Annotated in this window: 15 protein-coding genes; 5 read left to right on the top strand and 10 right to left on the bottom strand. The window is 66.0% G+C overall.

What is annotated here, in order from left to right; translation table 11 throughout:
* Positions 1-4: 4 nt before the first annotated feature.
* From EDL96_RS00800 to EDL96_RS00790, 3 genes are all read right to left on the bottom strand, one after another.
* A complete protein-coding gene (locus EDL96_RS00800) occupies positions 5-988 on the bottom strand; it encodes a hypothetical protein (RefSeq protein WP_123823555.1) in 984 nt (327 codons plus the stop codon).
* A gap of 97 nt (positions 989-1,085) precedes the next feature.
* The gene (locus EDL96_RS00795; protein WP_123823554.1) at positions 1,086-2,387 is read right to left on the bottom strand and encodes a sensor histidine kinase; all 1,302 of its coding nucleotides are present in this window, start codon (positions 2,385-2,387) and stop codon (positions 1,086-1,088) included.
* Between the two features lie 53 nt (positions 2,388-2,440).
* Positions 2,441-3,157: a LuxR C-terminal-related transcriptional regulator gene (locus tag EDL96_RS00790; protein ID WP_123823553.1), complete on the bottom strand. Its 717-nt coding sequence runs from the start codon at positions 3,155-3,157 to the stop codon at positions 2,441-2,443.
* A 279-nt stretch (positions 3,158-3,436) separates the two neighbouring features.
* On the opposite strand from EDL96_RS00790, the gene EDL96_RS00785 reads away from it, so the two are divergent.
* From EDL96_RS00785 to EDL96_RS00775, 3 genes are read left to right on the top strand one after another with little or no spacing between them, the layout of a single operon-like run.
* Positions 3,437-5,182 carry a long-chain-fatty-acid--CoA ligase gene (locus EDL96_RS00785; protein ID WP_123823552.1) on the top strand — a complete coding sequence of 582 codons (1,746 nt, stop codon included), beginning with the start codon at positions 3,437-3,439 and terminating at the stop codon, positions 5,180-5,182.
* 12 nt (positions 5,183-5,194) lie between these two features.
* Positions 5,195-6,112, top strand: a complete 918-nt coding sequence (locus EDL96_RS00780) for a LysR substrate-binding domain-containing protein (RefSeq protein ID WP_123823551.1) — start codon at positions 5,195-5,197, stop codon at positions 6,110-6,112.
* A 36-nt stretch (positions 6,113-6,148) separates the two neighbouring features.
* Entirely contained in the window at positions 6,149-7,249 is a 1,101-nt protein-coding gene (locus EDL96_RS00775; RefSeq protein ID WP_123823550.1) for a mandelate racemase/muconate lactonizing enzyme family protein, read from the top strand.
* A 51-nt stretch (positions 7,250-7,300) separates the two neighbouring features.
* On the opposite strand, the gene EDL96_RS00770 is transcribed toward EDL96_RS00775, so the two are convergent.
* The 5 genes from EDL96_RS00770 to benA form a co-directional block, all read right to left on the bottom strand.
* Positions 7,301-10,156: a helix-turn-helix transcriptional regulator gene (locus tag EDL96_RS00770; RefSeq protein ID WP_233568576.1), complete on the bottom strand. Its 2,856-nt coding sequence runs from the start codon at positions 10,154-10,156 to the stop codon at positions 7,301-7,303.
* A 13-nt stretch (positions 10,157-10,169) separates the two neighbouring features.
* On the bottom strand, positions 10,170-11,117 hold the full coding sequence (locus tag EDL96_RS00765) for a 1,6-dihydroxycyclohexa-2,4-diene-1-carboxylate dehydrogenase (protein WP_280720428.1): 948 nt from the start codon (positions 11,115-11,117) through the stop codon (positions 10,170-10,172).
* A complete protein-coding gene (benC, locus tag EDL96_RS00760; protein WP_123823549.1) occupies positions 11,114-12,727 on the bottom strand; it encodes a benzoate 1,2-dioxygenase electron transfer component BenC in 1,614 nt (537 codons plus the stop codon). Before benC ends, EDL96_RS00765 begins: the two co-directional genes overlap by 4 nt.
* Before the next feature lie 79 nt (positions 12,728-12,806).
* Positions 12,807-13,352, bottom strand: coding sequence for a benzoate 1,2-dioxygenase small subunit (gene benB, locus EDL96_RS00755; protein WP_325049519.1), 546 nt, complete (start codon positions 13,350-13,352; stop codon positions 12,807-12,809).
* 33 nt (positions 13,353-13,385) lie between these two features.
* Positions 13,386-14,771: a benzoate 1,2-dioxygenase large subunit gene (gene benA, locus EDL96_RS00750; protein WP_123823548.1), complete on the bottom strand. Its 1,386-nt coding sequence runs from the start codon at positions 14,769-14,771 to the stop codon at positions 13,386-13,388.
* A gap of 401 nt (positions 14,772-15,172) precedes the next feature.
* Between benA and catA the strand changes: the two genes are divergently transcribed.
* A complete protein-coding gene (gene catA / locus EDL96_RS00745) occupies positions 15,173-16,057 on the top strand; it encodes a catechol 1,2-dioxygenase (protein ID WP_123823547.1) in 885 nt (294 codons plus the stop codon).
* Positions 16,058-16,583: 526 nt separating this feature from the next.
* On the opposite strand, the gene EDL96_RS00740 is transcribed toward catA, so the two are convergent.
* A complete protein-coding gene (locus EDL96_RS00740; protein WP_123823546.1) occupies positions 16,584-17,090 on the bottom strand; it encodes a MarR family winged helix-turn-helix transcriptional regulator in 507 nt (168 codons plus the stop codon).
* Positions 17,091-17,200: 110 nt separating this feature from the next.
* Entirely contained in the window at positions 17,201-17,533 is a 333-nt protein-coding gene (locus EDL96_RS00735; RefSeq protein ID WP_123823545.1) for a hypothetical protein, read from the bottom strand.
* A 559-nt stretch (positions 17,534-18,092) separates the two neighbouring features.
* Here EDL96_RS00735 and EDL96_RS00730 point away from each other — a divergent pair.
* Positions 18,093-19,181: a glutathione S-transferase family protein gene (locus EDL96_RS00730; protein WP_199732496.1), complete on the top strand. Its 1,089-nt coding sequence runs from the start codon at positions 18,093-18,095 to the stop codon at positions 19,179-19,181.
* Positions 19,182-19,190: the final 9 nt, after the last annotated feature.

The following is a 19,190-nucleotide window of genomic DNA, read 5'->3' as shown; positions in this document are numbered from 1 at the left end:
CCGCCTAGAACACGGAGACCTCGCCAGTGCCTTGGGCGATTTCAATGGCGACGGCATCCGAGTCCTCGTCACCCGGGTCGTGAACGATGAACACCGCGGTGGGGTCGTCCTCCGGGAAGGCTCGGATGGTCACGGCACCGGCCTGCGCTGCGTCGAGCACGTCGACCGCCTGGTCCGTCACGATCTCCATGATGTGCGGCGGTACTGGGACCCCGCGTTCGTCGAGAATGTCCACGGTGACCCCGCGGGCACGGGCGTTGCGCGTGACCTCCAACAACCGGGGATTGGCGATGGAACGCCCGCGGATCGAATCTCGCAGCTGGGCCTCGGTCAACCGGAACTGGCTGATGTCGTAGTCGGTCACGGGAGAGCTGTCCTGCGCGATGCGCTCGAGCAACCCGCCGGCCATACGCCGGACCTCCTGGATCCTGCGGATCGAGGCGTTGACCAGGTCCTGGTTCTCCTCGTCCGTGGTCTTGGCCGAGGCCCCCAAGCACCAGGCCTCCCTGCGCCGGGTGAACAGCCGCTCCATCTCGGAGGTCAAGATCTGGGCGGCCGCCAGGAGACCGACCAGAGACACCAGGGTCAGTGCGCCGTACAACGGACCGCGCTCCGTGCGGGCACCGTAGGTCGCCGCGAAGGCGAGTGCCACGCACAAGGTCACCCAGGCCCACCCGGCTCTTTTGCGGACCACCAGAGTGGCCAGGTACGAGTGGATTCCCAGCGAGTACCACGGCGCGTTCCAGTCCTGCATTGCGGACGGAGAGGCCTCGTAGGACAGACACACGCAGAGCACCATCAACAACGACGACGTCACGACCGCCAGATCGCCCATCTGGCGTGGTCCCGGACGGGTGGCCGCGAGGAGCACGCTCAGACAGTAGCAGACGACCGCCGCCACCTGGGCGGCCGGGTTGAAAGCCGTGTGGATCTCGGTCACCCCCACCGCGATCGGCGGGAAGAAGAGCAGGGCGGCCGCGGCATACATCCACGGTTGTTCGAAGGCCGCATCGAAACCGCTGCCTGCTCGGCGGCGCTCCCACCTGCGCTGGATCCGTTGGCGCAGACCTCCACGCCTGTGTGAGTCACTGCGGGAGCTTGGCATCGCGAGGCCAGGTGATGGAGACACGGGTCCCGCGGTGCGGGAGCGAATGAATCTGGACGGCGCCACCGACGTTCTGGACGTTGCCGATGATGGAGACCCGGACGCCCAGGCGACGTTCGTCCATGGCGCGCATCTGGAATCCCCGCCCGTTGTCCTGGACCTCGAAATTGAGGTAGAAGCCCTGAGGGTTCAAGCGGGTCGGCGGGCAGGAACTGCCGCCCATGGTCACGTAGGTGATCTCGGAACCCGAGTGCCGCGCACTGTTGGCCACTGCCTCCGTCACGGCCTGGACCAGGGCCTGGGCGATCTCGGTCGAGAGGAAGGCGCGGGGCTGACCGTCCGGCCGGATGCTCAGGGTGAGCGAGGTGAAACGCACCCGGGCCCGCCACGGTGTCAGGGCCTCGAGCAATTCGTCCTCGAGGAGATGGACCAAAGTGGTCGCGGTGCCCGAGGCCCGCTTCTCCTCGAAGGCGAGCACGCCGAGAGCACGCTGAGCCAACTCTTTCGTCTGCCGTGAGACCACCCCGGTGGTCCGGGAGGCATCGAGCAATGCCGCCATGACGTTGTCGTGGATCAGGCGGTCCAGCCGCTCCTGGTCCTCGGCCTGGCTGTGCGACCGCTTGAGGGCGGTGGCCTGAGCCAATGCATCGTTGTACGCCTCGTCGGCGTTGTCGGCCACCCGGCGGATGGTGGCCATGAGCGCAATCGCAACGACCATGAACCCCAATCGCGCGATCAGCTGCGCGACGGAATGGACATCGGCGAACTGATCGGTGAGGGCGATCCTGAACACCACGTACAAGCCCGTGGACACCGCGGCGTACACCAGCGCAGTGGTCAGGCCCCACACGAAGACCACAGCCATCGACGCGACCATGAAGAACGAGGGAAGCCAGGGCTGCAGGGCTGCTGCGTCGTGCGGGACCGTGACCGGCATGAGGAGCACGGCCAGCAACGACAACGTGGCGATCACGGTCAACGGCCAGACCACCACTTTGCGTTGCACGCCGAAGAACAACATGACCACGGTGTTCACCAGGTGGGCCAGGAGGAACGCCAGACTCCAGGACGAGGCTCCGGCGCCTGTCTGGTGCAGCCGCGGCAGGCTCCCGATGATCAAGCTGAACGAGAACCCGGCGACGCAGATCTCAGCCAACCAGAACAGGCGATAGGCGTACGGGCCCAGGGCTGCAGGCGAGGTGGTGGAGGGCAGGCCGGAACGCCGAAGTCGCGACGGGACCCGTTTGTAATTGAGCTGGGGAGGACTGCTGGAATGACTCACGTGGGCGGCTGTCTCGGTTCGGAAAGGGGATGCCTCTCCGTATCCGTGAACGGTCAGTGGCGAATTTCTAACGTGTTGATGTCAGCCTCGGGTTCCACGAGTCCGTCTTCGATCGCCCGGATCCGAAGGTCGATCTTGGTCGGTGCAGGGCGCCCGATGCGGGCGTACTTCTCGCGGATGCGGTCGATGTTCGTCTTGACCGCGGACTGCTTGATCCCCATCCGTCGCGCGACCTGTACCTGGGCGAAGCCCGATGCGTAGAGCCGCAGTGTCTCCTGTTCGCGCGGCGAGAGGTTCGCGCGGGCGAACTCGATGTCACCGTCAATGGCTGCCGCGAGTTCTTTGGTGATCACTGGTTTGCCCTCAGCGATGTTCCGAGCCTCTTCGATGGCGTGCTCGAGTGGTTCGGACTTCCGGACCAGCCCCAGGGCCCCGGCCCGCAACGCCTCACGAATCAGAGCGGCATTCTCCCCGACGGAGAAGATCAGGACCTTCATCCCGGCCTGGCGCAGCTTCTCTACGTTCTCGGACGGGCGTGAGCGGTCAGTGAGGGAGAGGTCCAACAACACCACTTCACACTCGATGCGCTTGGCGCCGTAGGCGGTCAGTGCGGCGTTCTCCGGGTCTCGCCCCAGCTGGTCGAGCAACGCCGGGACGGTGGCTGCAGCGCCCACCAACTTGACGTCCGCCTGGGAGGTCATGGAGACAAGGCGGATGCCTTCGCGAACGACTTCGTGGTCGTCAACGACGGCAACGAGGGTGGATGGCATGTTGCACCTCGGGTCGATTGGGGGAGGCCGAGCGGCACGTGCGGAGCCCCGGTGGTGCCGAGGACCTCGACTCCATCGAGCCCCCACGGTTCCCTCCGTCTCCCAAACGGTTGGATCCGATCTCGTGGATAGGGCTCACTATACGACGCACAGATGTGCGATGACCTGCTGATACCTTCATATAGATGAAGTTGTCACAAAATCGGGTTTGACCTGCGTCGGCGATCTGGATGACATGCAAGCGGGCTCGTCGGCGACTGCGGCGGTAGGCTCGTGCCCATGTCTGAGCACCACAGCGCCCCCCACTCCGCGGCTTCCGGCTCATCCCGCGAGTTCCTGGCCACGAGGCCCTGGACCAAGAGCTACGACGACGGCGTGGCGCGTGACCTCGACCTGCCCGAAACCTCCCTGAGCCACATGTTCGAGAAGTCCGTTGCCCAGTTCGGACCCAAGGCGGCCGTCAGTTTCTTCGGGGCGGACGTCTCCTACGACTCCCTGGGCAGGGACGTGGAGCGGGTTGCCGAGGGGCTTCGGGAGCTCGGTGTCAAGGCCGGCGACCGGGTCGCTCTTGTGTTGCCGAACAGCCCCCAACACATCGTGGCGTTCTATGCGGTCATGCGACTGGGAGCGATCGTCGTCGAACACAACCCCCTGTACACGGCACCGGAGCTGCGCCACCAGTTCGAGGACCACGGTGCCCGAGTCGCGATCGTATGGGACAAGGCGGCGGCTGCTGTGCAGTCCTTGCCCAAGGACATCGAGCTGGAACACATCATCTCCGTGGACATCACCGCGGCCATGCCCCGCCGGATGCGGGCGGCCCTTCGGCTGCCGGTCAAGAAGCTTCGTGAGCAGCGCGCGAGTCTCACAGCCGTCGCGCCCGGCACCACCCCGTGGAAGGAGCTACTGGACCACGAACCCATTGCTCACGACCACCCCTATCCCGGTGCCCACGACCTCGCGGTCCTGCAGTACACGTCGGGGACCACGGGGTTGCCCAAGGGTGCGATGCTGACCCACCGCAACCTCGAGTCCAACGCGGCCATGGGCTCCCAATGGCTCCACGCGAGTTCGGAGGAGGTCTTCTACGGTGCATTGCCGTTGTTCCATGCCTTCGGTCTGACCTTGGGCATGACCCTGGCGATGTCATTGGGCGCGACTCTGGTTCTCTTCCCAACCCCTCGACCCGATCTGATCGTGGGGGCCATGAAGAAGCGCCAGGCCACGGTGCTGCCGGCGGTGCCGCCTGTGTACCAGAAGGTCATGGAGCTCGCGGACCGGAAGGGTGCATCCCTGGAAGGAGTCAAGGTTGGAGTCTCCGGGGCGATGGCGCTGCCCGTGCACCTGGTCAACGAATGGGAGACCCGGACGCACGGCATGCTCGTGGAGGGCTACGGCCTCACGGAGTGTTCTCCGTTGGTCTCCTGCAACCCGCTCAGCGGACTGCGTAAGGCCGGCACGATCGGGATCGCCTTCCCGTCGACCGACCTGCGCACGGTGAACCCCGAGACGCACGAGGACGTCGCCAGGGGCGAGGAGGGCGAGCTGTGGGTCTCCGGCCCCCAGGTCTTCCAGGGCTACTGGAAGCGACCGGACGCCACCGCCGAGTCCTTGGTCGACGGCTGGCTGCGGACCGGCGACATCGTGAAGATCGACGACGACGGCTTCATCGAGGTGGTCGACCGGCTCAAGGAAATCATCATCACGGGTGGTTTCAATGTGGCACCGAGCGAGGTCGAGGCGGCTCTGCGCATGAACGACACGGTCGAGGACGCCGCCGTCGTGGGCCTGCGCGCTGATGACGGCACCGAGGTCGTGGTGGCCGCCGTGATTCCCACTCCTGGTCACGAGTTCGACGAACACGCCCTGCGGGAGCACTGCTATTCCAAGGTCACCCGATACAAGGTGCCGCGGCGCATTGTCTCGGTCGACGACCTTCCCCGGACCATGCTGGGCAAGATCCAGCGCCGTCTGGTCAGGGAGGATCTGCAGGGTCGTGAGATCGACCTGGGCCACAAGGGCTGAGGGGCAGGGGACATGGAACTGCGGCAGCTGAACTACTTCATTGCGGTGGCCGAGGAGCGTCATTTCGGGCGCGCAGCCAAGCGGTTGCACATCGCCCAGCCGCCCCTGTCCCAACAGATCCGCCAGCTTGAGGAGCAACTGGGCGTCAGGCTCTTCGACCGGACCACCCGTCGGGTCGATCTCACGGCGGCGGGGGAGCTGCTGCTGGAACGCGGCCGCGCCATCGTCAACGAGGTCGAGTCCCTCAAGGCCGACGTCTACCAGGTGGGCGCGGGCGCCACGGGCGTCCTGCGCGTGGGGTTCTCAGGGTCGGCGACCTACAGCGTGATGCCGAGCATGGTCCGTCTGGCCGGGGAGTCGTACCCGGGTCTCAACCTGGACCTCCACGGTGAGATGCTCACGCCGGCCATGGAGGCCGCACTGTTGGACCGGAGCCTGGACGCGGCCATTCTGCGCCCGCCCGTGACCAGCCAGGACATCGAGTACCGCATCATTCAGCGGGAGCCGCTGATCGTGGCCATCCCGTCCCACAGTCCCCTGGCCGAGGACCGGCCCGTGGCCATGCAGGAACTCACCGACCAGCAGTTCGTGACCTACCCGCCCGACTCGGTCGTCTATCGGCAGACCGTCGAACTGTGCAGGCAGGCCGGGTTCCGGCACCGAGTTGCCCACATTGCCCAGGAGACCTCCACGATCCTGTCCTTCGTGGCGGCGGGAGCGGGAGTCGCGGTGGTTCCGGCCAGCGTCGCCGCCGTGCAACTGCGTTCAGTGCACTACCGGCAGTTGGAAGAGGCCCCGGAAGTCGAGCTGGCAATTGCCTGGAGGCGTGAAGAACGCTCGCAACTTCTGGCGAATTTCGTCACACTGGTAACAACTGATATGCCTAACCTAGATGTTGGTGGGGATTCAGTATTTAATCCAGAACAATAAGCTGACGACAGCTCTGAATGAAAGGCCGCTTCACCGATGAAGATCGTGGCCGTGGAGGCAATTTCCTATTCCATTCCGTACCGCACGCCGTTGCATTTTGCCTCCGGTGCGGTGCACGAGGCCGACCACGTCCTGGTCAAGGTGACCACGGAGGGCGGAGTGGTTGGTTGGGCCGATGCCCCGCCGCGCCCGTATACCTACGGGGAGACCCAGCGCTCGATCGTGGCCGTAGTCGAAGACGTCTTCGCGCCCGAATTGGTCGGACTCTCGGTCTTCGACCGCGAAAAGGCCCAGCGGATCATGGCCCGGACGATTCACAACGAATGCGCCAAGGGTGCCGTGGACATCGCCATGTGGGACTGCATCGGCAAGATTCTGGGACAGCCCGTGAGCCGCCTGCTCGGTGGTTTCACCGATCACATGCGCGTGTCACACATGCTCGGGTTCAAACCGGCAGAGGAACTGCTGGAGTTGGCCCTGGGGTTCCGCGAGCGGTACGGCATCACCACGTTCAAGCTCAAGACCGGACGTCACCCCATCGGTCTGGACGTTGAGGCTGCGCGGGTCCTGCGCGAAGGCCTGGGGGAGGACGTCGAGATCTACATGGACGCCAACCGCGGCTGGTCCGCCAACGACGCGGCGGAGGTGCTGCGGCGCACCGATGACCTCGGCCTCACGTTCCTGGAGGAGCCCGACGACGCCCGCGAGGTGCTCGGTCGCCGTCGTCTGGTCACCCAGTCCCGGATCCCCATCACCGCGGACGAATCGGCTCCGAACATGGGGGAGGCCGCCCGGGAGATTCTCACGGGTGGGGCGAACATGCTTGCGGTGAAGACCGCTCGGACCGGTTTCACGGAGTCCGCGAAGGTCGTGGCCTTCGCCGAAGCCGCCGGTGTGGACGTCTACGTGGGCAACCAGATCGACACCCAGGTCGGCACCGTGGCCTCCGTCGTCTTCGGGGCGGCCTTAGCCCACACCGCGCGCCGGGCCGGTGAACTGTCCAACTTCCTGGACATGACCGACGACCTGCTGGCAGAGCCCCTGACCATCAAGGACGGGGCCATCCGGGTCCCGGAGGTCGCCGGGGTGGGGACGCAGATCGATCCCGACAAACTCGAGAAGTACCGGCTGCGCTGACGGCAGGGCTGCCCGCGGCGGTCACCGCCGCGGACCGGCCCAACGCGGGTGTCACTGTTGCGGCCGGTAGAGCGCCGCGAGTTCGCTGCGTGAGCGGATGCCGTACTTCCCGTAGATGCGCGTCAGGTGGTACTGCACCGTCTTCTCGGCGATGAACAGCGCCCGTGCCACCTCCTTGTTCGTCGCGCCCTTCGCCACGAACTGCGCAACCGCCTGCTCCTGGGGCGTCAAGGACACGGTGTCCGGGCGTTGCGACAATCGAGGGCCGTCGGCACCGAGTTCCTGGGCCAGGACTCCGGCATCGGTGTCGACACCGGCGGCCTTGAGCTCCCGATCGCAGCGCGCGACGTAGGTCTTGGCGCCGAGTGCGACGTACAACTCCCGGGCCGTCCGCAGCACCGAGGAGGCCAGTCGGCGTTTGCCGGCCCGGCGCATGCTCTGCCCGAAGGCGAAGCAGATCCTGGCCTTGAGGTAGGGCCGGTGGTGCGGGTGCAGGTACTCGAGGGCTCTTTCGAAGTGTTCACGCGCCTCGTCGGCATCGCCTTGGGCTGCCAGCAACCGACCCCGGGCCCAGGCAAGACGTGCTTTGTCGGTATCCGACTGTGTTTCCGGAGATGCGGCCTCGATCGAACCCAAGAACTCCTGCGCAGCCTCCAGCCGGTCGGTCATGACCAAGACGTTGACCATCGTGTCCTGCCACGGCCAGAACGACGAGCGCTCGTGCGTCTGAGGGTCGGAGGTCAACAACGGGTGAATGGCCTCGTAGGCGCTTTCGTAGTCCGCCCGGGCCTCGTGATACCGGGCGCGGGCCAGCGCCGCGGGGACTGCCATGGCGCGGTATCCGTCGGAGGGAGCCGTGGTCAGCTGGACGTAGTGCTGGGACCGGGCCCAGTCGCCGCGCATCGCGTACAGTTCGGCCGCGGTCCAGTACAGCAGGGGACGGATCAGACGCATGCCGGAGCCCTCCAACCGCACTGACGCGCGGGCGATGGTGGCAGCAGCGGCGTCCCAGTCGCCGAGCACGAGCTGGCACCGGGCCAGCCAGGCCTCGGCCCACAGGGAGATCCTGAGCGAACCGCCGCGGTACTCCGTGGGGACGGCGGCCTCGAAGTGCAGGTGAGCGGCTTCGACGTCGTCGGTGCGCAACGCGAACCAGGCGTAGCCCATCTGGATCCGCTGCTTCTGGGCCGTCTCGGCAACTTCGGACATGTGCCTGCGGTAGAGGGCGTCCGTCTCGGCCACCTGGTGGTTCGCGAACAGGCCGAGCCCGTGGATCGCTTCGGCCTCGACCCACACGGGTTCGGCCCGATCGACCAATGCCAACGTCTGGTGCGCCCAGTCGACCATGGCCGGACCGTCCCAATTGGCCAGACCGTGCAGCACCTGACGCTGGGCGATGCGCGCTGCCGTGGAGGGGTCGTGCTCGGGGCGGACGGTGCGCCAGGCCATGTCCAGGTGTGCTTTGGCGCTGGCGAACTGACCCGTCACCACGGCCAGGTAGCCCAGAACGGTCGATCGGAGGGGCGAGGAGGGCAGGGACTCGATCGTGCCCAGGTAGGTGGCGGCCTGGGTCAGGTCCCCGGAACCGACCATGGCGTCCACGGCCTGCAGCAGGCGAAGGTCCTTCTGACGTCGGTCGCCGGACAGGCGGGAGGCGGCCAGCATCGCGGTGGCGACGTCGGCCCACGCACCCGCGCGCGCCTGAACGGTGGCGTAGGACTCCAGGGCGTCGGCCAGCTCGGCGTCAGGGCCGGGCGTTGCCGAGACCCGGTGGTTGAGTTGCTCGCCCGGGTCCGTGACCACGCGGGCCGCCGTGCGGTGCAGTTCGATGCGCACGGTTGGCGGGATGGAGTCGTACACGGCTTGTGCAGCGCCGGGCTCCGTGAAGGTCACCTCGCTGTGCGTCTGGGACACCGTGAATCGCAGCAGGTGCAGCTCGTGGCCTTCGTCCAGACAGGCCAAGGCGTCCGGAACCTGGGCGATCTCGGCCACGGCGTGCAGTTGGGCACTCGGCCCGAGCACCGACACCGCACGGGCCACGGTGACCAGGTCTTCGGAGGCCCGTGCGAGTTGGGCTCTCACCCGTGCTCGTACCCGCCGGCTCGGCGGGAGATCGGGCAACCGGCCCTGCCAGTGGTCATGGGGGATCTCTCGCATGAGCTCCACCAGGCGCAGCGGCCTGCCCTCGGTGTGCTCGATCAAGGAACGCACCGTGGTCACGTCCAGGTCCGTTCCCAACAGGTTGCGGCCCAGCTGTCCCACGGCCTCGACCGTCAGCGGTGGCAGGACGATCGCGCGCACCTGGTGCCCGGCCACGTAGTCGAGGACCCCCACGGGGATCTTTTCCGTCTGTTCCGTGTCCATGGTGAACACGAACATGACCTTGGCGCCGTGCAGCCGTCGGGCCGTGAACACCAGAATGCGCAATGTCGCCTCGTCCACCCACTGGAGGTCGTCCACGACCACAATCACGGGGCCGCGCTTCTGCAGTTGCTCCAGGTGGATCTGCAACGTCTGGGCGTAATTGACCGCCTGATCGGCGCTCAGGTCCACGCTCACGGTCGACGGCGGGAGGGCGCCGCCGTCGAAGCCCTTGGAGCTGCGCAGCGGGGCGGTGGACATCAACTGGGTGTACCCGGCCAGCGGAAGCGAGGATTCCCATTCGTCACCGACCATGGACAGCACCGTGGTGGAGCGTGTGCGCACCTCGGCCAGGAACTCGGCGACCAGCCGCGACTTGCCGCTGCCCAACGGCCCGTGCAGGACCACGGCGCGGCTCATCCCCTTCTTGACGTCCCGGTAGAGCTCCCGCAGCACGTCCAACTCACCCTCACGCCCCACCATGGGGTGGTTGAGCGTGGAGGGAGCGGCGTCGTCGACCATGAGCCAGATGGTATCCAGGGTCACCGGGCTCACGGTCCTACCCCTGATCGCCACCGCCGACGGGGAGCACCGAACCCGTGATGTACGAGGCTTCGTCGGAGGCCATGAACACGATGGGCGCGGCTTGCTCCTCCAAGGTTCCGTAGCGCTTCATGTACGACGAATCGACGGTCTGATCCACGATCTCCCGGTACCAGGCCTCTTCCCGCTCACCCTCCGGTCCGGGACCCCGCTGAACCGTCCGTGGCGGGGCCAGCGTGCCACCCGGGGCCGTCGCGACGACGCGGACTCCTCGCCGGCCGACCTCGAGGGCCAGGGCCTTGGTCAAAGCATTGACCCCACCCTTGGCCGCGGCGTAGGGCACGCGGTTGACGCCACCCGTGGCGATGGAGGACACGTTCACGATGGTCCCGCTGCCTGCTTCCAGCATGGTCGGCAGGACCGCGTGGCAGGAGTACAGCGTGGGGAACAGGGACCTCTGGATCTCCCGCTGGATCTTCTCGGCGTCGTAGGCCTCGAAGGGCCGGGCCCAGATGGTTCCGCCCACGTTGTTGATCAGGACGTCGATGCGCCCGTAGTCCTTCAGCGCCACCTCGACGAACTTCCGGGCACCTGCTTCCTGCTCGAGATCCACCCCGGCCAGGGCCAAGGCGTACCCGTAACCGCCGGAGGACGACTCGGCTCGCGCGTTGATCTCCGCTGCGACGTCCTCGACGACCGGGGAGCGGTCCACCAGTAACACCTCGCCGCCTTCGGCCGCGATCCGTTCGGCCACGGCACGGCCGATGCCCTGAGCGGCACCGGTCACGACGACGGCCTTCCCGGCGAAGCGACCGGGCGTGATGACCCGGGGAGCTGCCGGTGCCCCGTCAACCGTCGGCATGCCGGAGACATCTGTCCCCGTACCGCCCGCGGGTGCACCCGAGGAGTTCTCGGAGGTGCCCTCGGGTGCGGGTGCCTCGGCCCCGTCGGAGTCCCGGGTCATGAGCTCTGCTCACCATCCTGCTGCCCGCCCGACTGCTGCTCGCCGGACTGCGCGGATTCGACAGCGGTCTCCATGGTGTCCTTGGCGGCACTGGTGTGTCGCTGGACGATCTCCAGGGCGGCAGCCAGGTCCTGGCGGCGGAACGCCTCGACCAGGTCGTGGTGGTCCCGGGCGACGGATTCGAGGATGGGGGAACCGTCCCAGATGGTGGCCGACATCTGCTGTTGCGTGTCCAGTCCCCGGTAGGCCTCGAGCAGCACGGGGTTCTCGGCGACGGTGAACAGGTATTCGTGGAACGCGAAGTTCGTGGTGACGAACTGCTCCGCGTCCACGACCTTGCCGTCCTCCACCGTGGAATCCACGGCGGAGGCCAGACGCTCCCAGTTGTGGAACTGTTCGTCGGTGGTCTTGCCGATCATCAACTGAACGATCGCCGACTCCAGCCCCGCCCGCGCGTCGAGATGGGCGGCGGTGTCCGCGGCACCGAACTGCAGGCGCCCGGTCTCCATCGAGGAGACGGCCTCGGCTCCGGAAATCTCTTCGCCCCGGTGGGCAACGGTCTCCGAGGGCACGGGGGCGCCCGTCTCGGCGTCGCCACCGGTCTTCTCCTTGGGAGCGAAGCGCTCGAAGTAGAAGTTGGCCGGGCTCACACCCTCGGCGTCCATCCACGAGGACACGGCGTTGACCATGGGTGGGGGACCGCACAGATAGATGTCGACGTCGCCGTCGTGCAGGTGCTCGGGGCCGATGAGCGCAGTGACGTAGCCCGTGTGGGGTGCGGACGTGCCCTCCTCGGAGGCGATGAGATCCCAGGTGAAGTCCGGCAGCCGCGACTCGTAGTCACGCAACCAGTCCAGACCCACGATGTCGGCCTCACGCGTGACCCCGTAGATCAGGTGAACGGGGTGACCGGGAGGATTCTGGGTGAGCTTCTCGAGGATCGACAGCAGCGGTGCCAGGCCGGTGCCGCCGGCCAGCAGCAGGAGGGGGCGCTTCGGCTCACGCAGGAAGAAGGAGCCGAACGGGCCGGTGAATTCGACGGCGTCGCCGACCTCGGCGCGGTCCCGCAGGTACTCGGACATCGCACCCTGCGGGGAGATCCGGACCATGAAGGAGGCCGCGTCCACCTCCGGGCCGCTGGACATCGAATAGGACCGGACCTCGTCGGTGCCCGGGACCTTGATGTTAACGTACTGACCGGGCAGGAAGGCCAGGTCGCCCCGGTTCTCGACGTCCAGGGAGAACGAGATCGTGGAGTCCGAGTGACGATCGAGGGTCGTGACCGTGGAGGCGAAGGACGCGGCCGAGGTCTTCGCGGCCTCGGAGGTCCCCGCGATGTTCACGGACATGTCGGATTCCGGGAGGGCCTGGCAGGTCAGGAGGTAGCCCTTGTCCAGCTCCTCCTCGGTCATGGCGTCGTCCACGAAGTCGCCGGGATCGAAGGAGCCCGAATCGCAGAAGGACTTGCACGTGCCACACGCGCCGTCGCGGCAGTCCGAGGGAATGTTGATGCGCGCCTTGTACGCGGCGTCCATGATGGTCTCGAAATCGCCGACGCGGATCACCTTGGTGACGCCGTCCTCGAAATTCAGTGCTACTTGATGTGCCATGGGGATCTCCTGGAAAGTCGTGGGCCGAACAACACGGCCGCTACTCACCCGGTGGGTGCGTACGCGGCCGGGCGGCGGATCAGGTCATGTAGATGTCGATGACCTGATGGATGTAGTCGTTCTTCAGAACGACCTTCTTCTTGGTGATCTGCGGCTGTGCCCCGCCCAGGTCGATGTCGACCTCGGTGTAGCCCCAGTAGTACATGTTCGTGTTGTAACGGAAGTAGCCGGTCAGCCAGTTGTAGCGGACGTGCACGGTGTCCCCGTCACGACCCAGGACTTCGATGTCCGTGAGGTTGTGGTTGTGCCGGGGCTCGGGCAGCGACGTCGCCGATGACCGGTCGGTCTTGATGCGGAACACGCGGTCCTCGAGGCCACCCCGGTTGGGGTAGTAGACCAGCGAGATCTCGGTTTGCGGATCGGTGACCAGGGTGTCGTCGACGTCCCAGGACGGCATCCAGTACTCGGCGTCCGGGTGGTAGCACTCGATCCACGCGTCGAAGTCGCGGTCGTCGAGCAGTCGTGCCTCGCGGTGCAGGAAGGCCCGGACGGTCTCCAGCACCTGGATGTCCTCAACGCTCATCAGCGCGGCCATGGTGGTCTCCTTAACGGCGGTGTCAGTCATGTGATGTCTCCTCGGTACGGAAGCCGTGCGGCCTCAGGCCGTGGCGGTGCTCGGTTCGGCGGCTTCGGCATCTTCCTCGGTGGACAGCCCCGCCTCCATGACCTCGTGCCAGTAGCCGTGCTGGATCGGGTAGAGCCCTTCGTCCTCGGTCTTGACACCGGAGGCCAGCACCCGGGTCATGCCCAGGGCGGTGGCCTGCTCGTCGGGGCCCTGGATCTCGTGCTCCATGCCGCGGGTCATGTCGTTCCACGGTGCGCTGGTGGCCCAGTAGGTCTTGTTGCAGGAGCGGAACTCTTCGAGGTCGTCCGGGGTCGCCATGCCGGAGGCGTTGAAGAAGTCCTCGTACTGACGGATGCGGTTGGCCCGGTTCGCCGGGGACTCGCCCTCGGGGGCGATGCAGTAGATGGTGACCTCGGTCTTGTCGGCGGAGATCGGACGGAACGTGCGGATCTGCGAGGAGAACTGATCCATGATGTAGACGTTCGGGTAGAGGCACAGGTTGCGCGAGATGTTGACCATGAAGTTGGCCATCTCATCCCCGTACTTCTCCACGAGCTCCTCACGGCGGTCCCACAGCGGGCGGTCCTGCGGGTTGCCCCACTCCTGCCACAGCAGCAGGTGACCGTGCTCGAAGGAGTAGAACCCGCCCTTCTGCTTGCCCCACTTGCCGGCGTCCATGGCCTTGGTGGTGTTGGTCGAATCCCCGGAGGACCGGCGGGACGTGGTCGCGGCGTAGTTCCAGTGCACCGAGGTCACGTGGTAGCCGTCGGCGCCGTTCTCGGCCTGGACCTTCCAGTTGCCGTCGTAGGTGTAGGTCGAGGCACCGCGCAGGACCTCCAGGCCGTCGGGGGACTGGTCGACGATCGAGTCGATCACCTTGGTGGCGTCGCCCAGGTGCTCCTCGAGCGGCTTGACGTCCGGGTTGAGGGAACCGAACAGGAACCCGCGGTAGGACTCGAAGCGTGCGACCTTGGTGAGGTCGTGCGAGCCCTCCTTGTTGAAGGACTCGGGGTAGGCACCGTTGCGGCCGTCCTTGACCTTGAGCAGCTCGCCCGAGTTGCGGAAGGTCCAACCGTGGAACGGGCAGGTGAACGTGGTGCGGTTGTCAGTCTTGCGGCGGCACAGCATGGCTCCACGGTGCGCACAGGCGTTCACCAGGCAGTTGAGGTTCTCGTCCTTGTCGCGGGTGATGACCACGGGCGTACGGCCGATGTAGTTGGTGAAGTAGTCGCCGACGTTCGGGATCTGGGACTCGTGGGCCAGGTAGATCCAGTTGCCCTCGAAGATGTACTTCATCTCGAGTTCGAAGATCTCCTCGTCGGTGAAGATCTCGCGCTTGGCGCGGATGATGCCCTTGTCGCGGTCATCGACGACGGCGTCGGTCAGGACATCTCGCAGGTGGCTCAGGTTCTCGGTCATGACTGCTCCCTCGTGATCGGCTCTTGATCGGTGGGTGACCCAGGGGATTCCCGGGCCGGCCGACAGCTATTAAGAAGACAGTCTGCGAGCCTGTGATCTCAGGCACATCAGGTGAATGCCTAGTGGGAACCCAGGGGGTATCGACCCTCTCGATTAGGCATAAATCACACTTGATTGATATTTGTCACCCTGGGAATGAGGGTTCTACAGTGGGATGTAGCGCACGTCACATTCGATGCTCCGGGTGGGAGAACGGCCCGCGCCGTGAGTGCCCGGACACCGAGGCGGTTGTGCCGGTCACCAAGATCCAAGTGAAGAGGCGGGTCCGTTCGCGGTCACCAGCCCAAGTTGACCAACCCATCAAAGACCAACCATCCAATGACGAAGACGTGGAGGATGACATGAGCGAATCCAGCACCGATGCCCGCAGGGAGGACGAAGGTACCGCTGTCGAGGCGGGCACCCTCGCGACTCAGCGCTTCAGCGAGTCCGGCAAACTGCACGGCATGGACGTGTCTCAGGAGCGCGTGTCGGCCATCGCCGGCGAAGCGATTCAGGCGATCAACGACGTCGCCGTCAAGCACAGCGTCACCTACGACGAGTACAACGCCCTGAAGGCCTGGCTGATCAAGGTCGGTACCGACGGTGAATGGCCGCTGTTCCTGGACGTCTGGCTCGAACACACCATCGAGGAGATCAACTCCGTCGAGCGCCCCGGCGCGATCGGGACCATCGAAGGTCCCTACTACGTGCCCAACGCTCCTGAGATGGCAACCCCCGCCACCTTGGAGATGCGTGAGGACGAGGAGGGCACGCCCCTGAAGTTCACCGGCTCGTTCAAGGACACATCGGGCCAGCCCATCAAGGACGCGGTGGTCGAGATCTGGCACGCCGACGCCATGGGCTTCTACTCCCAGTACGCCCCTGAGCTGCCCAAGTGGCTGTTCCGAGGTGTGGTCCTTGCCGACGAGGACGGCAACTTCGAGATCAACACCATGCGGCCGGCTCCGTACCAGATTCCCACCGACGGCGCCTGCGGCCAGTTGATCGCGGCGGCCGGATGGCACGCCTGGCGTCCGGCCCACATCCACATCAAGGTCTACGCCCCCGGCTTCCAGTTGGTCACGCAGCAGCTCTACTTCCCGGGCGATCCGCACAACGAGGACGACATCGCATCGGCCGTGAAGCCCGAGTTGATGCTCGAACCCAAGCCGCGGACCGACGGCGGCGAGGGTGAAGAGGCTGTCTACAACTACGTGCTGGCCCGTGAGGGAGAGACCGCCTGAGGTCGGACTGCTCGAATCGCGTACCGCGGGTGCGGTTCAGGCGCAGATTCGACGGAAGACCAAGAGCCGTTGACGGCCGGTGCGGAAGTGCCCGCCACCCCATCCCGGGTGGCGGGCACTTCCATGCGCGCCTCGTTTCGGGCCTCAACGTGTCCCACATGAACCTGTATGCAAGTGTGGGCCGAAAGGGGGCCAGGGGTCCGTCCTCCTACGAGCTGTCCCTGAAGTGCAGTCGCCTGGGGCTATCCGCTGCCGCCCCTGGTCGCGGCAATGTGCCGGACACATCAAAAGATCAGTCCAATGATAAATCGACCACTTGTGTGGGGACATCGTGTCCCCTATATTGAAAGCGTTGCGCGTATTGGCCCGGTGGTGATCCCCCAATGTGCCGCCGGATGATTCCCGCGCGTGGCTGACGTCCTGTTCCCCCGATACGGACGTTTTGACGGGCCCTGCCATTCCCCAAGTGGCAGGGCCCGTCCCTGTTTTCCGGTGGATTTCGTCACCGCCTAAGACCTTCGGGCGCTCAGTCCAGGTCCAACTCCTTGAGGCGTGCCGTCATCTTGGCGTTGATGCTGTTGATGGCGGCTGCTTCCTCATCCGTGAGCTCGTCCATGAGGACTGCCCTGACCATGGCCAGATGCGCTGGTGCGGCGGACTCGATCGCCTGTGTCCCCTTTGGGGTGATGAGCACGTCGAGCCCGCGCGCGTCGTCGGGGCATGGGAGTCGTGCCACCAGACCGCGGCGACTCATGCGCGTCAGCAGATGAGAAAGACGACTGCGTTCCCAGCCGAGGAACTCCAAGAGGTCCCGCGACCGCATGCGGCCACTCGGGGATTCGGACAACGGTACGAGCACGTCGTACTCCGCGCCCGAGAGGTCGCTGTCTCGCAAGAGCTGTCGATCGATTCCTCGGAGCAGGCTGCGGGCGCCGAACAGAAAATTGCGCCAGGTCCGCTGTTCCTGCTCCGTGAGCCAGCGCGGAACGTCTGAGGGTGGGGTCTGATCTCGCTCCGGGTCGGTCGTGCTCATGGGTGTCGCTTTCTGTGCCCGGCCAGGTCGCCCCGCTCGTCAACTAGCACGCAGTGACCTGCGAAGGTGGCAGTTCCTCGGTGGTTCGGTGGTCAAAAAAGGATCGCACATCAGGGGTCGTCTCGGTCCCCGTCCGGGTTGTTCTTGCGAGAGTGTGACGCGTTCGCGTCCCGGGTGATCCAGGAGGAGTCGTAGAAGCCACCTGGGTGTCGCGGCGAATCTGCGTAGCGTCGGGGGTACTCCTGGCTCCAGTCCACTCGGCGAAGTGGGGCGTCGTCGTCGTCCGTGACGGAAAGCCGTGAGACCGCAACCAGGCCGAACCCCAGGCCGGCCGCGGTTAGCAGGGTGGCCCCCGCGACCAGCCAGAACATTGTCCAGGAGCTGCCGGTTGCCGGTGCCGAGGCGTCGGCGACGAAAGCGCCGAGGATGGCTGCGAGGCCCATGGCCAGCAGGGTAACGGGAAGCCACCACCACGCGCGGCCGGGGTGGGGCGGGGGGTTTGGGGTCGGGCGAAGAGGCCGTGGGATGCCCAGGTGCACCGCCACGAATCCTGAGAGGCCGACCAGCGCCGGGAGAACGCCGACAGCACCCAGGAATGGGTGCCCCATGGCGGCCATGCCGGACGCCAATAGGATTCCGAGCAAGACCAGGGCGAACGACAGGCCCCGAACAGCTCGGCGTCTGGCGGCTACATCCCGGGGGTCCGTCCGGGGTTCAGCATCCGGTGCCGGTGGCCCGGGTGATTCTGGCGGCGTCGAGCCTTCCGAGCGCATCCGGCCCCACTGCGGAAGGTGGCCGTCGTCCGATCCGTTTTCGGCCTGTCGTCCGTTCTGTTCGGGGGGAGTCATGTCGTGGCCTCCAGACCGGGCATTTCGTGTGCCTGAGGGTCCCAGCTTACTGCGGAGCGGCGCTGGAGGGGGTGGCCCGACCGGTTTAGTGACGTATCATCTAAAGTGGTGAGAGGTTAGTCGAACGGTTTGGAGGACGGGTTTGGAGGACACCATGAATGAGGGCGTGACAGAGGCGGCGGTCGGCCAGGACGAGCACAGCACCAAGGGTGCCTACGTGCACGCCGGAGAGTCCTTCGATCGGGACACCAACTACATCGAGGACCGGATTGTCCGGGACCCCGCCACGGCCCAGCTCTCCGAGGGGGCCGAGGCCTGGCCGGTCGAGCGGGACCGCTACCGGTTGGTTGCTGCGCGTGCCTGCCCGTGGGCGAACCGAACCCTGATCGTCCGCCGTCTCCTGGGGCTGGAGGGGGTGATCTCGGTGGGACTGCCGGGACCGACCCATGACGTGCGGTCGTGGAACTTCCAGTTGGACCCGGAGGGCAAGGACCCCGTTCTGGGCATCGAACGTCTGCAGGAGGCCTACTTCGCGCGATTCCCGGACTACCCGCGTGGGATCACCGTCCCGGCGGTGGTGGACATCGCCTCCGGGCAGGTGGTCACCAACAACTTCCCGCAGATCACGGAGGACTTCGCCAAGGAATGGACGGACTTCCACCGGGAGGGCGCGCCCGATCTGTGGCCGACCGAGCTCGAGGACGAGATGCGGGAGGTCATGCGACGCGTCTACACCGAGGTCAACAACGGCGTGTACCGGTGCGGGTTCGCAGGCTCTCAGGAGGCCTACGAGGCGGCTTACGACCGGTTGTGGACGGCCATGGACTGGCTGGAGGAGAGACTGGCCGACCGACGCTTTCTCATGGGGCCGCACATCACGGAGGCCGATGTCCGCCTGTTCACCACCCTGGTCCGCTTCGACCCCGTCTACCACGGCCACTTCAAGTGCTCACGCAACAAACTCACGGAGATGCCCAACCTCTGGGCGTACGCGCGCGACCTGTTCACCACCCCGGGGTTCGGCGACACCGTGGATTTCGAACAGATCAAGCAGCACTACTACGTGGTTCATGGAGACATCAATCCCACCCGCATCGTGCCGGTGGGACCGGACCTGCAGAACTGGCTCGAACCGCACGGCCGTGAGGCGCTCGGTGACGCACCGTTCGGTCGCGGAACGGCTCCCGGGCCGGTACGGGAGAGCGAACGCGTGGTGCCCGATCACACGCCGCTGCCGCAGTGAACTCGTACC

The sequence above is a fragment of the Kocuria soli genome, from assembly GCF_003797835.1.
Taxonomy (GTDB): domain Bacteria; phylum Actinomycetota; class Actinomycetes; order Actinomycetales; family Micrococcaceae; genus Kocuria; species Kocuria soli.
The sequence above is the reverse complement of the archived record's forward strand: the minus strand, read 5'-3'. Positions and strand labels throughout refer to the sequence as shown.

Bases quoted from the DNA above. Each gene is read 5' to 3' on its own strand.
- EDL96_RS00800 (WP_123823555.1), bottom strand. From the start codon at position 988: ATGTATGCCGCGGCCGCCCTGCTCTTCTTCCCGCCGATCGCGGTGGGG.
- EDL96_RS00790 (WP_123823553.1), bottom strand. From the start codon at position 3,157: ATGCCATCCACCCTCGTTGCCGTCGTTGACGACCACGAAGTCGTTCGC.
- EDL96_RS00785 (WP_123823552.1), top strand. From the start codon at position 3,437: ATGTCTGAGCACCACAGCGCCCCCCACTCCGCGGCTTCCGGCTCATCC.
- EDL96_RS00780 (WP_123823551.1), top strand. From the start codon at position 5,195: ATGGAACTGCGGCAGCTGAACTACTTCATTGCGGTGGCCGAGGAGCGT.
- EDL96_RS00775 (WP_123823550.1), top strand. From the start codon at position 6,149: ATGAAGATCGTGGCCGTGGAGGCAATTTCCTATTCCATTCCGTACCGC.
- EDL96_RS00765 (WP_280720428.1), bottom strand. From the start codon at position 11,117: ATGACCCGGGACTCCGACGGGGCCGAGGCACCCGCACCCGAGGGCACC.
- benC (WP_123823549.1), bottom strand. From the start codon at position 12,727: ATGGCACATCAAGTAGCACTGAATTTCGAGGACGGCGTCACCAAGGTG.
- benB (WP_325049519.1), bottom strand. From the start codon at position 13,352: ATGACTGACACCGCCGTTAAGGAGACCACCATGGCCGCGCTGATGAGC.
- benA (WP_123823548.1), bottom strand. From the start codon at position 14,771: ATGACCGAGAACCTGAGCCACCTGCGAGATGTCCTGACCGACGCCGTC.
- catA (WP_123823547.1), top strand. From the start codon at position 15,173: ATGAGCGAATCCAGCACCGATGCCCGCAGGGAGGACGAAGGTACCGCT.
- EDL96_RS00740 (WP_123823546.1), bottom strand. From the start codon at position 17,090: ATGAGCACGACCGACCCGGAGCGAGATCAGACCCCACCCTCAGACGTT.
- EDL96_RS00735 (WP_123823545.1), bottom strand. From the start codon at position 17,533: ATGGGCCTCGCAGCCATCCTCGGCGCTTTCGTCGCCGACGCCTCGGCA.
- EDL96_RS00730 (WP_199732496.1), top strand. From the start codon at position 18,093: ATGAATGAGGGCGTGACAGAGGCGGCGGTCGGCCAGGACGAGCACAGC.